Origin of the sequence: Rhizobium sp. BK060 (genome assembly GCF_014193145.1) — a bacterium.
Lineage (GTDB): Bacteria > Pseudomonadota > Alphaproteobacteria > Rhizobiales > Rhizobiaceae > Rhizobium.
On the sequence record NZ_JACHYW010000040.1, the window covers coordinates 1 to 15,668 of the forward strand.

Consider the following 15,668-nt stretch of genomic DNA (forward strand, 5'->3'; position numbering starts at 1 on the left):
GGCGATTTAATATCGACCGCGAAGACGACACTGCTCCCGGCAAACGACAGCTTCGATGTTCAAAAAAGGGCTTGCATTTTACCGCGCGATTAGACACAGCCCTGGCAGAGAGGAGACTGGCGTCCAATGTGGACGATGGTTGCGATGGCGACATTCAAGAAATCCTCGCACCGTCGGAACTGGCTATCCTCCGAAGGTCACTGCTCCGTAGTCGTACTAACAAGAGAGACCTCGTCGGGGGGCCGTAAAAAAAGCCGAGGTCCCCCGTACCCCTTCAGTAAGAATTTCTTGAGCTAGCGCGCATTGCTATTTTGGAAACCCGTTGCATACTCGCGGAAGACATTTCTATCTTCGGATTGTGACTGCTCATAATGGGCACATTACCTTGCTCAGTCCCTTCGGCGAGCACCGGTTCGTGTTCCAATTCTAAGAGATTGACTATGGTGTGAAGATGGTGACTCGCGCGCGCTGCGGGGCGGCCATTCGTTTCGGCGCTTAATCCGGTTATCGAATGACCGGCTCACCATGATAACGGCGCTTTGACGGTTTCGACACGCCAAATCCGACTTCCATCATCAGACGCGGCGTTTGCTTTGCCAGCGTGCCCATATGGAAGCCGAAAGGGTCCTCGACAAAGCCTGTGCCCGCCCTTCCGGTCATGGTGACGGCATTCTCCTCGCCATAGAAACCCAACACGTCCTCGACTGAATGTCCGACGAGCAGCGTCAATTGATGTTTTAGCCGCCGACGGTTGTGGCTGCCTTTGACGTAGACATGGGGACCAGCATCCGCATCGACGTCGGACAAATAGAAGAAGAACTTCAGCATCCGCCAGTCATCGAGATCGAAATGAAACTTGAACGAGGCTCGGCTCAAGTCGGCTTCCGAGGCCGACTTCGTCGGAAAGCTCCACCACGTCCGCGTGGTAATCAAATTCGCCTCGCCGCCGAGATAATGCCTAGCAATGTCGATGAGTAGCGGGTCCTGCTGCACGGCGACCGCTGCCTCGCACTGCAGCACTCGCTCGAAATGATGGCCGCTCAATAGGGTGCGCCCGAAGCGGCCTCGGCTTCTGCGTGGTCTCCTGCGCGAAACTCCAGGCCGCGCTCGAAATTGCCAAAACACGGCGTCTCGTGTCCAAATCTCGCGATTTCCTCACGGATCGCCGGCGGCAGATTTAGGCCGGAAAAGATGCCCGTTCTTCTTAATTCCGCAGCGACTTCTTCTGCCTTGATGTCGCCAAACATGGACGTCGCAGATTTTGCCGACGGCGGCACCGGGTGGGCGGTCAGCCAGTGTGCCCGGCGAAACGGTATCGTACGGGCCAGAACGAACATCGGCAACCAGGCGGGGTTTTCCCGCAAGTCGGTCAAATAGGTCGGTACACGCGCTGCCATGCGGCGGAGAGGTCCTCCTGTGCGGGCAATGGCTTCGAGGTCTTTCGGCTTGGAGTTCGGCGTATCAAGCATTTGATATCCTTATGCGTTCGTGGTAACCCACGGCGTTTCTTGTTCCCGTACCCCAACGTACGGTAACTGATTGGGACTATAATGCAAAGCAACATACTCCTTTTGCGATGCAGCGACCGGAGCCGGCTTCAAATCCAGCAATAGTACTTGGTCAGCTTTCGGAAGAGACAAAACCGGACGTTTTCCCGCCGTCAATTGCCGAAAGCGCGTTCCCTCAGTGGTCAGTCGACAGCGGCATGTCCTCGGCCTGGGGGGCAGGTTTCGGCGGAACCGTGATCGCAGACCGCAGTTCACCGTAGGCGTAAGCGCCAACCACCAACATCGCCAGGATCGCAAACAAGGTCCACCAGACGGCATGATGTCGACCAAATCGATGAGGAGTGGTCCGTAGGTCCAGGTCTCGATTGTCGTCGCCGGTCGTCATTTGGGCTCCACAACATCATAAGGGACGGACACGATAAGGTGCGACGGGTAAACCCTGTCCGATGGTCGACCCGTCGCAATATCTAACCCTCACAGCGCTCGGCCGCCTGGGTGAGTTCCCGTCTTACATGTCAGCGGCCGGACAGCCGGACGGCCGGCGCAAGCTTCCCTCGGACTTCCGAGGTGATCCTGATGGTTCCCCGCATCGTTCTGGCAAGCTTGGCTCCAGCCGAAGGAGGCACGATTGGCCAACGCCAGCATTATCCCAGTGGTTGTAAAGTTGAACAAGGGCATGCTGCGAAAGCTCAACAGATGAACAATGGTATGCTGCGAAGGTGTCGAACGTATATTGCGAACGCGCTCGAAAAAGCTCACGATTTCAATAGCTGCTTATGCAAACGTTTGCTGCGAAGGACACTGAGACGATGGCAAACTACCTGACCTTTGACATTAGCGGCGTCGAACCGGCGTTCGGCGCCCCGGACGCCGACCGTGTGCTTGTTGGGGATCCCCAGTTCAAGACCTGGAGTCTCGAGGAGGCCGATGGCGGCTTCTATTCCGGCGTATGGGAAGCATCCCCCGGCAAGTGGCGCATCGTCTATGACGAGTGGGAGTATTTCAGCGTGCTCTCCGGTTACTCCATCGTGACGGAGGATGGGGGCGATGTCGTGCATCTTCGCGCGGGCGATCGGATGATCCTCAAGCCGGGCTTCAAGGGAAGCTGGGAAGTCGTTGAAACGACTCGCAAGGACTATGTCATCAGACTCTGATTTCAGCGCAGCAACAGGCTGAGCGAAGGGGGGTCGAGGGAGTCCGTCGACGCATTTCCGTCTTGTCCTCCAAGGGCTAGATAGACCTAGCTCCTGTCGGAAGAAGACGCGAAGTCGCTGCGGACGATGCCGTGGCGTTGCAGCTTGTCGTAGAACGTCTTCCTGGGGATGCCTAGTTCCGCGATGGTACGACGCACGTCGCCGCCGTTGGCGTTCAGAGCTTCGCGAATGATGTGAGCCTCGTAGCGTTCGAGCCGGTCCGGCAGCGACAGGGTTTCGTCCGTCTCCGGTGCTGCTGCTGGTATACGGCCAAAGACGTGTCCGACTCCCAGTACAAACCGCTCGGCAAAATGCGATAGTTCGCGCACGTTGCCCGGCCAGTCGTGTTCCCGCAGATGGCGGTGGATCGACGGCGGGATCGCAGGCACGTCCCGCTTGAAGCGGCTCGCGGCGCGCTCGGCGAAGTAGCCGAAAAGAAGTGGAACATCGTCTCGGCGCTCCTTGAGCGGCGGGATGGAGATCGTCACAACGTTGAGCCGGTAATAGAGATCCTCTCGAAAATCGCCGCGTTGGCGGGGGTCGCCGAGATCGATCTTGGAGGCAGCAACGACACGCAGATCGACCGGCCGGACCTCGTTGGTGCCGAGCGGTGTAACCTCGCGCATTTCGAGGACGCGTAACATCTGCACCTGCGTTGCCGGTGGCATGCTCTCGATCTCGTCGAGGAAGAGGGTTCCGCCGCTTGCATGTTCGATGCGCCCGATGCGTTTCTTCTGCGCGCCGGTGAAGGCGCCCGGCTCGTGACCGAACAGCTCGCTTTCAACCACACTCTCCGGCAGCGCCCCGCAGTTGAGCGCGACGAAATTGCCGGATGCGCGCCGGCTCCAGCGGTGGAGCAGGCTTGCAACCACCTCCTTGCCGCTGCCGGTTTCTCCCATAAGGAGAACGTCGACATCAGTATCGGCAATCTGCCGCAAGGTGTGGCGCAGCCGCTCCATCGCCGGTGTCTGGCCGATCAGCGGCAGGTCGTCGCGCGCGTCTTCGGTGGCTTTCCGCAAAGATCTGTTTTCCATGACGAGGCGGCGCTTTTCGGCAGCGCGCCGCACGCTTTGGATGAGTCGATCTGTCGCGAACGGCTTTGTGATGAAGTCGTAGACGCCGTCCTGCATGGCTTTAACCGCCATCGGAATGTCGCCGTGGCCGGTGACCAGGATGACCGGGAGGTCCTCGTCCTGCTGTTGCACGCGGCTGAAGAGTTGCAAGCCATCGATCTCAGGCATTCGGATATCAGAAACGAGAACGCCTGCGAAATCCGGGTTCAATGCGGCCAGCGCTTCGCCAGCGTCCGAAAAGGCGGAAACGGCAAAGCCGGCGAGTTCAAGCGTCTGCTTGGTTGCCCGCAGCAGGTCCTTGTCGTCATCGACGAGGAAGATCGGTGTTACATCGCTCATGCTCTGGCCTTCCGCAGATGCACCGTGAAGCAGGTTCCGGTTTCATCGCTTGTTACGTCGATGCGGCCGCCGTAGTCGGCTACGATGTCCTTGGAAATGACGAGGCCAAGACCCAGACCTCTCTCCTTGGACGTGTTGAATGGTGTGAAAAGCGACTTCAGGATGGCAGGCGAAATGCCCGGACCATTGTCGGCGACTTCGATTGCAACCTCGTCGTCTGTCTCGGTTGCGAAGACGTCGACCTTCGCATCGGCTCGCCCATCAAGCGCTTCCAAGGCGTTCTGGAACAGGTTGATCAGAATCTGCTCAAGCCGGATCCGGTTGCCAAGCACGCATAGCCCCGTTGGCGGCGGCCGGATGTGGAGCGCCTCCAACCGGCCGGCAAATCGGCTTTTCAGCAGAACCACCGCCCCGTCGATAACGCCGCGCAATTCAACAGGCTCCGCCGCTGCACGGCCTTTCCGCGCGAAGGCCTTCAATTCGTCGGTAATCGCGCCGATCCGCTCGGTGAGGCCCGCAATCGCTTGGAGGTTTTCGTCGACGGGACTCGTTTGCTTGCGCTCCAGGAAGACGCGGGCATTGTCCGCGTAAGCGCGTATGGTCGCGACCGGTTGATTGATCTCATGCGCAACGCCTGCCGCGACTTGGCCGAGGATCGCGAGCCGGTTCGCCTGCACCAGCTCCTGCTGCACGATCTGCAGTCTTGCTTCCGTTTCCCGATGATCGGAGATTTCGGCTTGCAGACGGTCGCGTGCCCGACTGAGATCATCGGTTCGGGCGATGACCCGCCGTTCCAGCTCCTCGCGCATCGCTTGTTCTTCCGCGATCTTCGTCGCAGCCGCTTGGCGCCTCCACAGAAGAAATGCCGCGATGGCGAGAAGCGGTAGAAGCACGGCCAGAGACAGCAGCCGCATTTCGCGAACCGACGCCGCGACCGGCGCGTCAGTGGGCACAAGATATTCCAGATGCCAGGGCGTGGTGGGGACGGGTGTCGTGAGGCGCAGATACTGACCCTCACCACCACCGGGAAGCACAGCGGAAACAAGCGATGCCTCGGCGTCGATGGGCTGTGGGCGCATGATCGGCAATGTCGCCAGCGGCGCATCGCCGAACTGCAGACTCCTGCGAATGGCGGCAAGGTCGGCCTCCGGCACAGGCCTGTTCATCATAAAACGCCAGGAGGGGATGCTGGTGATCAGAACAACGCCGCGATCATCCGTAACGTAGACGGGGCGATGCGTGTCGCGCCAGTCGCTCTCAAGTCGGTCGAACTCAAGCTTGACGACCACGACGCCAAGCGGTGCTGTGGCACTGCCCACACGACGGGAAATGTAGAGGCCAGGGCGCTTGCTGACACTGCCCAGGGCAAAGTGCTCGGCGGTTCCTTCGTCCATCGCCTTTCGGAAGTAGTCGCGAAAGGTGTAATCATTGCCGACGAAGCTGATCGGTTCCCGCCAATTGCTCGAGGACACGGCGATGCCGTTGGGGCCGATGACGTAGAGCACAGCTGCCTGTGTTCCCGTGACGAGCCGCTCAAGCTTCCGATTCAATATGTCGATCGCATCGTTGCCTTCGGAGGAGAGACCATCGAGAACCTGTTGGTCTTCGGCAAGAAGCAGCGGTAGCGCGCGGGGTCTCTCCAGGACTGCGTTGAGGAGTGCGACCTTGAGGTTGGCGTCGGTTCGGCTTTGACTCTCAATCGCATCGATGGCGGAGCGGCGCCCATACACGTCCGCGGCAAAGAGTGCGGCAAGGACCAGTACTGCCGAAACGGAGGCAAACACGATCCACACGCGCCGCGCCCGCCGGCCGGTGCGGTCGAACGAGCCGAAACCTGACATCGAAGTCGACTGAAGCATTATTCACCTTGTGTGCAATTCCGCACTCGCGTCAAATCAATTTGTGCGAAAATACGCTCACGTCTTCCGGTCGACCCTACGATCTCTACAGAAAATGATTTCTGAATCAATAATTTAGTCATGAAATCTATGACTTGGCACGCATGTTGCAAATCCTCCGCAAACAGCCGCGTGGGCTGTTGACTTGGTAACGCAATCGCCCCGGGAGGCCACTTTGGTTTTGGGGCACATGGAGGACATCATGGGTGCAGCACTTCCAGTCGCGCAGCCGCGCGGCAAGGTTCCCTTCTATCGACTTCTTTACGTACAGGTTCTTGCCGCCATCTGTGCCGGCATCCTGCTTGGTCATTTCTATCCCGACATCGGCTCCTCGCTGAAGCCGCTCGGCGACGCCTTCATCAAGCTCGTCAAGATGATCATCGCCCCCGTCATCTTCTTGACGGTTGCGACGGGCATTGCCGGCATGTCCGATCTGCAGAAGGTTGGACGCGTCGCCGGTAAGGCGATGCTATACTTCCTCGTCTTTTCAACGCTGGCACTGGCGGTCGGCCTGGTGGTGGCCAATGTCATACAGCCGGGCGCCGGCATGCATATCGATCCGGCGACGCTGGATGCCAAGGCCGTGGCAAGTTACGCGGCGAAAGCTCATGACACGACCATCACGGGCTTCCTGATGAACATTATTCCGAACACCATCGTTGGCGCCTTTGCCGACGGCGACATTCTTCAGGTGCTTTTCTTCTCCGTCCTGTTCGGCATCGCGCTTGCCATGGTCGGCGATCGCGGCCGTCCGGTCGTCGACTTCCTGCAGGCACTGACCGCGCCGGTCTTCAAGCTGGTGGCAGTCCTGATGAAGGCCGCTCCAATCGGCGCTTTCGGCGCCATGGCCTTCACGATCGGAAAATACGGCATCGGTTCCATTGCAAATCTGGCAATGCTGATCGGTACCTTCTACCTGACGTCGCTGCTCTTCGTGCTCGTCGTCCTCGGCGCGGTCGCGCGGTACAACGGATTCTCGATCCTGGCCTTGATCCGCTACATCAAGGAAGAGCTCCTACTCGTTCTCGGCACCTCCTCTTCGGAAGCGGCACTTCCGGGCCTCATGGCCAAGATGGAGCAGGCAGGCTGCAAACGCTCTGTTGTCGGTCTCGTCATTCCGACGGGCTATTCCTTCAACCTCGACGGCACGAACATCTATATGACGCTCGCAGCCCTCTTCATCGCTCAGGCGACGGACACGCCGCTGACCCTGGCGGATCAGATCCTGCTTCTGCTGGTTGCGATGCTGAGCTCCAAGGGCGCTGCCGGCATCACCGGCGCCGGCTTCATCACGCTCGCTGCAACGCTCTCCGTTGTGCCCTCGGTTCCAGTTGCCGGCATGGCGTTGATCCTCGGCATCGATCGCTTCATGTCGGAATGCCGCGCCTTGACGAACTTTGTCGGCAACGCGGTTGCAACGGTCGTCGTCGCCCGCTGGGAAAATGAGCTTGACCAGACGAAGTTTGCTGCTGCCTTAGCCGGCAAGTTGCCGTCGGAACCGGAAGACGGAGTGCCGGCTCTGCAGGCTGCGGAATAACGCCTCGCCGCAAGGCGCCGGAACGAAAAGGAAGGCCTGCGTTCTCCCGAGCGCGGGCTTTCTTATTTGTGGCCTACCAAGCCAGATCCAGGCGGTCCAATCCATGGAAATGATAGACGTCTTTCACGACGGGCGTCCGGGCGAGCCTGAGCCCTGGCAGCCGCTTGAACAGAATTGGCAGGACGATGTTCAGTTCCAGTCTTGCCAGCGGCGCCCCGATGCAGAAATGGATGCCCGCGCCAAAGGAGAGGTTGGCAGCCTCGTTGCGGTCAGGCTTGAAGGTCAGCGGATCGCTGAATTTTGTGGGGTCGAGGTTGGCAGCGGCCAGAATGAGGCTCACCTTGTCGCCTCGTTTGAATGAAATGCCGTCGATCTCGACGGGTTCGAGCGCCCAGCGCTGGAAAATGTGAACCGGCGCGCAGAGGCGCAGGGACTCGTCCACGGTTCGTTCGGTCGTTGCCTCGTCCTTGAAAAGTTCGGTCGGATCGCGCCCGCTTTCCAAGATGATGCGAACTGAGTTACCGATCTGGTGGACCGTCGCCTCGTGACCGGCATTGAGCAGTACGATCGTCGTCGAGACGAGCTCGTCCTCGGTCAGATACTGGCCTTTGTGCTCGGTGTGGATCATGTGCGTCAGCAGATCGTCCCGCGGATTGGCGCGGCGCTCGGCGATGACCGTCTTTATATAGTCCGAAAATTCCTTGGCGGCCCGCTCGGCGCCATCTTCGTCCTCGCGGGTGCGACCGAAGAGATACATGCGAATGTAGGCGTGGGACCACTTCAGGAGCTGCGGTCCCATTTCCACAGGAATGCCGATCATGCGGGCAATCATCGTTACCGGAATAATATCGGCAAATGCTGAAAGCAGCTCGACTTCGTTGTCCTTCTCGAAGCCATCAATGAGCCTATCGGCGAGCTCGGCAAGCTCCGGCTTCATCTTCTCGACGTGGCGAGAGACGAAAGCGCGGTTAACGAGCGTTCGCAGACGGGTGTGCTCGGGTGGCTCCAGCTCTAGCAAGGAGTATCGTTCGGCGAGATCGAAATTCGCCACGTGCTGATCCGGTTCGGGAAGACCAAGCTCATCACGCGAGGCTATGTGAAGGATCTGGCGGCCGAAGCGGCGATCGCGAAGCAGGCTGTTGACGTGGTCGTAGCCGGTGAAGAACCACTGCTTCTGCTGCACCCAATAGAATGTGGGGCAGTGCGCGTGCAGAGCGGCGTAGACGGTGTTCGGATCGCTGTAGAAGGCGGGATTGCTTGCGTCGAGGGAGACGTGACGTGCGGCGGGATCGATGGAAAGGAATGGTGGGATCATCATGCTTCGAGGCTTAGCGGATTTGCCAAGCCTCGAAAAGATGGGCTCAACCTCTGGACAGTGATCCGACGCGGCGAAGCGCATGAATCTGGTCGTCAAGTGTTGGGACAAGTTCGCCACTAGTTTGATCGGGCTGCGGAGGCTGCGGAGCCGCCGCTTCGGCTTCACCAAAGATGACAGTGCAGTTGCGGCCGGCTGCCTTGGCGGCATATAGCGCGCGATCGGCCGCCGAAACCAGCTTGTCCCTATTGGCCTCGATGGCCGAGGCGAGGGCGACGCCAGTGCTGACCGTTGCGGGAATGATCGCGTCGCCGGTGCTCACCGGGACCCGGCAGAATTCGGCACGGATCGATTCCGCGAGCGCTTCCGCCTCGGTCTGGTCGGCCACCGTCGCGAAAGCGGCAAACTCCTCGCCGCCCATGCGACCGAAGGCGCCGGCAGAGACGAACTGGCGGGCCATGCGCGCAAAGACCGTCAGCACGATGTCGCCAGCCTGGTGTCCGAACCGATCGTTGACGCGTTTGAAGTGGTCGAGGTCGAAGAGCAGTACGGCGACCTGGCGGTTGTTGTGGAACGCGCTCTCCTGAATGTCATCGAACCGGCCGAAAAGGCCGCGCCGGTTCAAGACGCCCGTCAGCGAATCGGTCAGGCTGAGCATACGAAGATGCTTCTCCGAACGTTCCATGATGACGACGCAGGTGAGGGCGCACGCTAGGGTCAGCAGGAAGCCCGTCGCCATAGCGGCGGCGCCCGCGAAGTTGGCGGCTTCCGCGTCGGTGGGGCCGATGACCGCCATTGCCGTCGCCGTACCGAAGCACAGGAGGCTCTGGATCACAAAGATAGCCCCCAGTTTGCTTCTTGAGCCCTCGCTGCGCTGGCCGGTCATGCAGACTGCCATTGCTAGCGCCGTCGCGCCGGTGGCCGAGGCCAGGTTGTAGAGAATGACGCGATTGGTGTAGTCGTCATTGACCCACGGCAGGAAGACGCCACCCAACCAAACGAGCGGTGGCAGCAATGCCCACCATTCGAGCTTGCGACGGTCAAGCGCCAGGTACCCGGCAACCCACGCGCTCTGCCCACATAGCGCGATCGTGTTGCCGATCTCGATGGAGAGGATGTCAGGTATCTGCCCGCGCAGCGCAACCATTGCGAAGCCCACGCCGCTAAGAAGAAAACCCATTCCCCAATAGAAATAGGTCTTGTTTCGGACATTGTGGCGCCAGGCCATGAACGCTACCAGCGCGAGCGTCATGGCTTCCGAGCACCAAATGGCTAATCCAGTCGTAACATTGAACACGGCAATACCCCTTGCATTGCGCGCATTCTCTCGGAGGAAACTGGCAACTTCATTAATTACGCCTGGCTCGGCGGCGCATTTTTGTGCCGAGTTGTGGTTAGGCTTTCTGGTCTGTAAACGCAGCATAGTCGCAAGTGGATTCAGAATTCGTTCATCCTGGCACCGACAAAAGCTGTGCGACCGCGCGATCGCCGCTCGCTCTTCGAAGCTATTTGCAGGCATGAGCGTATATCGGGCGAAAAGTTGTTCGCCTTACGCCTGCCCCTCTTAACGTTATCCATCAGCGCGTCTTGAAGAGGAGGGCAGGGAAGCTCTATGTAGGGATAAGGCATTTTCTTTGATTCCCGGCTATAGCCGGCAGACGTTGACAAAGGACGCACATGAGAAACCCAGTCGATACCGCTATGGCCCTCGTGCCAATGGTCGTGGAACAGACCAATCGCGGTGAACGCTCCTACGACATCTATTCGCGCCTGCTCAAGGAACGCATCATCTTCCTGACTGGGCCGGTCGAGGATCACATGGCCACGCTCGTCTGCGCCCAGCTCCTGTTCCTCGAGGCCGAAAACCCGAAGAAGGAAATTGCGCTCTACATCAACTCGCCGGGCGGCGTTGTAACTGCCGGCATGGCGATCTACGACACGATGCAGTTCATCAAGCCTGCTGTCTCGACGCTCTGCATCGGCCAGGCCGCCTCCATGGGCTCGCTGCTGCTTGCTGCCGGCCACAAGGACATGCGCTTTGCCACCCCGAATTCCCGCATCATGGTGCATCAGCCATCGGGCGGCTTCCAGGGCCAGGCATCGGACATCGAGCGTCACGCCCGCGATATTCTGAAGATGAAGCGCCGCCTCAACGAAGTTTACGTCAAGCACACTGGTCGCACCTACGAGGAAGTCGAAAAGACCCTCGACCGCGACCACTTCATGGATGCGGACGAGGCTCAGACCTGGGGCGTCATCGACAAGGTTCTGACGTCTCGCGTCGAGATGGAAGGCGATGCCGCCTAGTGAGAAGTAGGGATGGTGTTGTATCCGCCACAGTTCTATCTCATTTGTGATTGAACAAGGGAAGAAACCCGGTGGCGGGTGCGGCAATCTCAAGTATTAATGCTATGTTGAATTTTTATGACATAGCATCGGCAGTCGAAGGGGAATTCGTTGCCGCCGGAGCCAGGACAGCATAGTTTGGACCGGTTCGTACCCCTTAACGGCCTTGGCCGGCTGGGGCTCCAAGCGTGGAGCAGGCCAATGAGTGGACCGTAATTTCACCTTGAAATGCGGCGTGCTGGAAGGAAAGTGATATGAGCAAGGTCAGCGGCAGCAACGGCGGCGACTCTAAAAACACCCTGTACTGCTCCTTCTGCGGAAAGAGCCAGCACGAAGTCCGGAAGCTGATTGCCGGACCGACGGTTTTCATTTGCGATGAATGCGTCGAACTGTGCATGGACATCATTCGCGAAGAGAACAAGTCCTCGATGGTCAAGTCCCGTGACGGCGTTCCCACGCCCCAGGACATCATCAAGGTTCTCGACGAATACGTCATCGGCCAGCGCCAGGCGAAGAAGATCCTGTCCGTCGCCGTTCACAACCATTACAAGCGCCTCGCGCATGCCACGAAGAACAGCGAAGTCGAGCTGGCGAAGTCGAACATCATGCTGGTCGGCCCGACTGGCTGCGGCAAGACCTATCTTGCCCAAACGCTCGCTCGCATCATCGACGTGCCCTTCACCATGGCCGATGCGACGACGCTGACGGAAGCCGGCTATGTCGGTGAGGACGTCGAAAACATCATCCTGAAGCTGCTGCAGGCTGCTGACTACAACGTCGAGCGCGCTCAGCGCGGCATCGTCTACATCGACGAAGTCGACAAGATCTCCCGCAAGTCGGACAACCCGTCGATCACCCGCGACGTGTCGGGCGAGGGCGTCCAGCAGGCGTTGTTGAAGATCATGGAAGGCACGGTCGCCTCCGTGCCGCCACAGGGCGGGCGCAAGCATCCGCAGCAAGAGTTCCTGCAGGTCGACACCACGAACATCCTGTTCATCTGCGGTGGGGCCTTTGCCGGCCTCGACAAGATCATCTCCGCGCGCGGCGAGAAGACCTCGATCGGCTTCGGCGCAACGGTCAAGGCTCCGGACGACCGCCGCGTCGGCGAAGTTCTGCGCGAGCTCGAGCCGGAAGATCTGGTCAAGTTCGGCCTGATCCCTGAGTTCATCGGCCGTCTGCCGGTCCTGGCGACGCTCGAGGATCTCGATGAGGATGCGCTGATCCAGATCCTGTCCGAGCCGAAGAACGCGCTGATCAAGCAGTACCAACGCCTGTTCGAGATGGAAGACGTGGAACTAACCTTCCACGAGGACGCTCTTCGCGAGATCGCCCGCAAGGCGATCGTGCGCAAGACCGGTGCTCGCGGCCTTCGCTCGATCATGGAAAAGATCCTCCTCGACACGATGTTCGAACTGCCGGCGCTGGAAGGCGTACGTGAGGTCGTTATCTCCGAGGAAGTGGCGCGCGGCTCCGCCCGTCCGCTTTACATCTACGCCGATCGTCAGGACGAGAAGGCCAACGCTTCGGCGTGAGGCATTAGAGATATCTTTAAGATACGAACCGTGAATTTAAGGGGCTTGCCGTCGGCAGGCCTCTTTCTATTTCAAAACCAGTGCACGACCTTGATAAATCTTGCTAAAGAGGTCTGAAAGCGCTTCTGCTGCCGTTGCGGATTTCCAAGTCCGTGGCAATTATGGAATGATTCCGTTGGTGTGTTTCGGCCTTGTGCGTTAGCCGGCGCGGAAGTGGCAAGCGCCGGTCCAGCCTGGCGCTCCAGAGTGAAGGTGTTCCGTTGTAGCATAGCTGTCATGTCCAGGGGGACACCGGCCATGGCGCAGCTTGAAAAGCATAGTCAGAACCTCCACTTGTTGTCTCAAGTGGAGTGCGGCCCGGTTCTAGTGGCCGCGCCAGAAGAGCCCGGCAACGGGACGATGGAAAGGAAATAAAATGACGAAGAAAACGTCAGTTGCGAGCATCGCATATCCGGTTTTGCCCCTGCGCGATATCGTCGTCTTCCCGCATATGATCGTGCCGCTATTCGTCGGCCGCGAGAAGTCGATCCGTGCGCTTGAGGAGGTCATGGGATCGGACAAGCAGATCATGCTCGTCACGCAGATCAACGCGAGCGATGACGATCCGGAACCCTCTGCCATTCACAATGTCGGCACCGTCGCCAACGTGCTGCAGCTGCTGAAGCTGCCTGATGGCACCGTCAAGGTTCTGGTCGAAGGTCGCGCACGCGCCGAGATCGACGCCTACACCGATCGCGAGGACTTTTATGAAGCCCTTGGCCATGTTCTCGAAGAGCCGCATGACGATCCGGTCGAACTGGAAGCGCTCAGCCGCTCGGTCGTGTCCGAATTCGAGAGCTACGTAAAGCTCAACAAGAAGATCTCGCCTGAGGTCGTTGGCGCCGCTAGCCAGATCGACGACTACTCGAAGCTCGCCGACACGGTTGCGTCGCACCTGTCGATCAAGATCACCGAGAAGCAGGAGATGCTGGAAACCACCAGTGTCAAGGCACGCCTCGAAAAGGCGCTCGGCTTCATGGAAGGCGAGATCTCGGTCCTGCAGGTCGAAAAGCGCATCCGTTCGCGCGTCAAGCGCCAGATGGAGAAAACCCAGCGCGAGTACTACCTGAATGAGCAGATGAAGGCGATCCAGAAGGAGCTCGGCGACGGCGAGGAAGGCCGCGACGAGATGGCCGAACTGGAAGAACGCATCTCCAAGACGAAGCTGTCGAAAGAAGCACGCGAAAAGGCCGATGCCGAGCTGAAGAAGTTGCGGCAAATGAGCCCGATGTCGGCCGAAGCGACTGTTGTCCGCAACTACCTCGACTGGCTGCTCGGCATTCCGTGGGGCAAGAAGTCGAAGATCAAGACGGACCTCAACAACGCCGAGAAGATCCTCGAAGCCGATCACTTCGGTCTCGACAAGGTCAAGGAGCGCATCGTCGAGTACCTGGCTGTTCAGGCTCGCGCGACCAAGATCAAGGGTCCGATCCTGTGCCTCGTCGGCCCTCCGGGCGTCGGCAAGACCTCTCTTGCCCAGTCTATCGCCAAGGCGACTGGCCGTGAGTATGTCCGCATGGCGCTCGGCGGCGTTCGCGACGAAGCTGAAATCCGCGGTCACCGTCGCACCTACATCGGTTCGATGCCCGGCAAGGTCATCCAATCGATGAAGAAGGCGAAGAAGTCCAATCCGCTCTTCCTGCTCGACGAGATCGACAAGATGGGTCAGGATTTCCGCGGCGATCCGTCGTCTGCTCTGCTCGAGGTGCTGGATCCGGCTCAGAACTCGACCTTCATGGATCACTACCTGGAGGTCGAATACGACCTGTCGGACGTGATGTTCATCACGACGGCGAACACGCTGAACATTCCGGCGCCCTTGATGGACCGCATGGAAGTCATCCGCATCGCCGGCTACACCGAAGACGAAAAGCGTGAGATCGCCAAGCGACACCTGCTGCCGAAGGCCATCAAGGAGCATGCTCTGCAGCCGAATGAATTCTCGGTCAGCGACGATGCCCTGATGGCGATCAGCCAGCAGTACACCCGCGAAGCCGGTGTTCGTAACTTCGAACGCGAATTGATGAAGCTCGCCCGCAAGGCGGTGACCGAGATCATCAAGGGCAAGACGAAGTCCGTTCATGTGACGGCCGAAAACATCGACGACTATCTGGGCGTTCCGCGCTTCCGCCACGGCGAAGCAGAACGCGAAGATCAGGTCGGCGTGGTCACCGGTCTGGCCTGGACGGAAGTCGGCGGCGAACTGCTGACGATCGAAGGCGTCATGATGCCGGGCAAGGGTCGGATGACCGTGACCGGCAACCTGAAGGAAGTCATGAAGGAGTCGATCTCCGCAGCGGCATCTTACGTCCGCTCGCGCGCTGTCGATTTCGGCATCGAGCCGCCGCGCTTCGACAAGAGCGACATCCACGTGCACGTGCCGGAAGGTGCGACGCCGAAGGATGGTCCGTCGGCCGGTGTTGCCATGGCAACCGCAATCGTCTCGATCATGACCGGTATCCCGGTCGACAAGAATGTGGCCATGACTGGTGAGATTACTCTTCGCGGTCGTGTTCTGCCAATCGGCGGCCTGAAGGAAAAGCTGCTCGCAGCGCTTCGCGGTGGCATCAAGAAGGTGCTGATCCCGGAAGAAAACGCCAAGGATTTGGCGGAGATTCCGGACAACGTGAAGAACAACATGGAGATCATCCCGGTGTCCCGCATGGGCGAGGTGATCAAGCATGCGCTGGTCCGCAGACCGGAAGCGATCGAGTGGGATGGCACGGTGGAAACGCCGGTCATTGCAACGGTCGAAGGGCTCGATGAAACAGGTGCAACCATAGCTCACTGAGCTTTGTTTGCCACATTCGTGCCCAATTGCTTAAAAACCCTGAAAAGGCTGGTGTTTTCGCCAGCCTTTTTTTGTGAAATTGACACGCAGGTGCTTG

10 protein-coding genes and 1 pseudogene are annotated in these 15,668 nt (G+C 59.2%); 5 read left to right on the forward strand and 6 right to left on the reverse strand.

Annotated features, from left to right (window positions below; translation table 11 throughout):
* Positions 1-504: 504 nt before the first annotated feature.
* Together FHT71_RS28825 and FHT71_RS28830 are read right to left on the reverse strand one after the other, a co-directional pair.
* Positions 505-1,469: pseudogene (locus tag FHT71_RS28825) on the reverse strand (hypothetical protein).
* Between the two features lie 214 nt (positions 1,470-1,683).
* On the reverse strand, positions 1,684-1,893 hold the full coding sequence (locus tag FHT71_RS28830; RefSeq protein WP_132593958.1) for a hypothetical protein: 210 nt from the start codon (positions 1,891-1,893) through the stop codon (positions 1,684-1,686).
* Positions 1,894-2,317: 424 nt separating this feature from the next.
* On the opposite strand from FHT71_RS28830, the gene FHT71_RS28835 reads away from it, so the two are divergent.
* Positions 2,318-2,662, forward strand: a complete 345-nt coding sequence (locus tag FHT71_RS28835) for a cupin domain-containing protein (RefSeq protein WP_132593960.1) — start codon at positions 2,318-2,320, stop codon at positions 2,660-2,662.
* A gap of 86 nt (positions 2,663-2,748) precedes the next feature.
* Here FHT71_RS28835 and FHT71_RS28840 read toward each other — a convergent pair whose 3' ends face one another.
* A complete protein-coding gene (locus tag FHT71_RS28840; RefSeq protein WP_132593962.1) occupies positions 2,749-4,113 on the reverse strand; it encodes a sigma-54 dependent transcriptional regulator in 1,365 nt (454 codons plus the stop codon).
* Positions 4,110-5,972, reverse strand: coding sequence for an ATP-binding protein (locus FHT71_RS28845; RefSeq protein WP_132593964.1), 1,863 nt, complete (start codon positions 5,970-5,972; stop codon positions 4,110-4,112). Before FHT71_RS28845 ends, FHT71_RS28840 begins: the two co-directional genes overlap by 4 nt.
* Before the next feature lie 241 nt (positions 5,973-6,213).
* Here FHT71_RS28845 and FHT71_RS28850 point away from each other — a divergent pair, with 241 nt between their 5' ends.
* On the forward strand, positions 6,214-7,548 hold the full coding sequence (locus tag FHT71_RS28850) for a dicarboxylate/amino acid:cation symporter (RefSeq protein WP_183723013.1): 1,335 nt from the start codon (positions 6,214-6,216) through the stop codon (positions 7,546-7,548).
* A gap of 73 nt (positions 7,549-7,621) precedes the next feature.
* Here the strand turns inward: FHT71_RS28850 and FHT71_RS28855 are convergent, their stop codons facing one another.
* Both FHT71_RS28855 and FHT71_RS28860 read right to left on the reverse strand, forming a co-directional pair.
* Positions 7,622-8,866, reverse strand: coding sequence for a cytochrome P450 (locus tag FHT71_RS28855; RefSeq protein ID WP_183723015.1), 1,245 nt, complete (start codon positions 8,864-8,866; stop codon positions 7,622-7,624).
* A 43-nt stretch (positions 8,867-8,909) separates the two neighbouring features.
* On the reverse strand, positions 8,910-10,115 hold the full coding sequence (locus FHT71_RS28860; RefSeq protein ID WP_132593968.1) for a GGDEF domain-containing protein: 1,206 nt from the start codon (positions 10,113-10,115) through the stop codon (positions 8,910-8,912).
* Positions 10,116-10,540: 425 nt separating this feature from the next.
* Between FHT71_RS28860 and clpP the strand changes: the two genes are divergently transcribed.
* From clpP to lon, 3 genes are all read left to right on the forward strand, one after another.
* Positions 10,541-11,170 (forward strand): ATP-dependent Clp endopeptidase proteolytic subunit ClpP, encoded by a 630-nt coding sequence (clpP, locus tag FHT71_RS28865; protein ID WP_007792131.1) that lies wholly within the window; start codon positions 10,541-10,543, stop codon positions 11,168-11,170.
* Positions 11,171-11,463: 293 nt separating this feature from the next.
* Positions 11,464-12,741 (forward strand): ATP-dependent Clp protease ATP-binding subunit ClpX, encoded by a 1,278-nt coding sequence (clpX, locus tag FHT71_RS28870; RefSeq protein ID WP_007792128.1) that lies wholly within the window; start codon positions 11,464-11,466, stop codon positions 12,739-12,741.
* Positions 12,742-13,156: 415 nt separating this feature from the next.
* Positions 13,157-15,571 (forward strand): endopeptidase La, encoded by a 2,415-nt coding sequence (gene lon, locus FHT71_RS28875; RefSeq protein ID WP_007792121.1) that lies wholly within the window; start codon positions 13,157-13,159, stop codon positions 15,569-15,571.
* Positions 15,572-15,668: the final 97 nt, after the last annotated feature.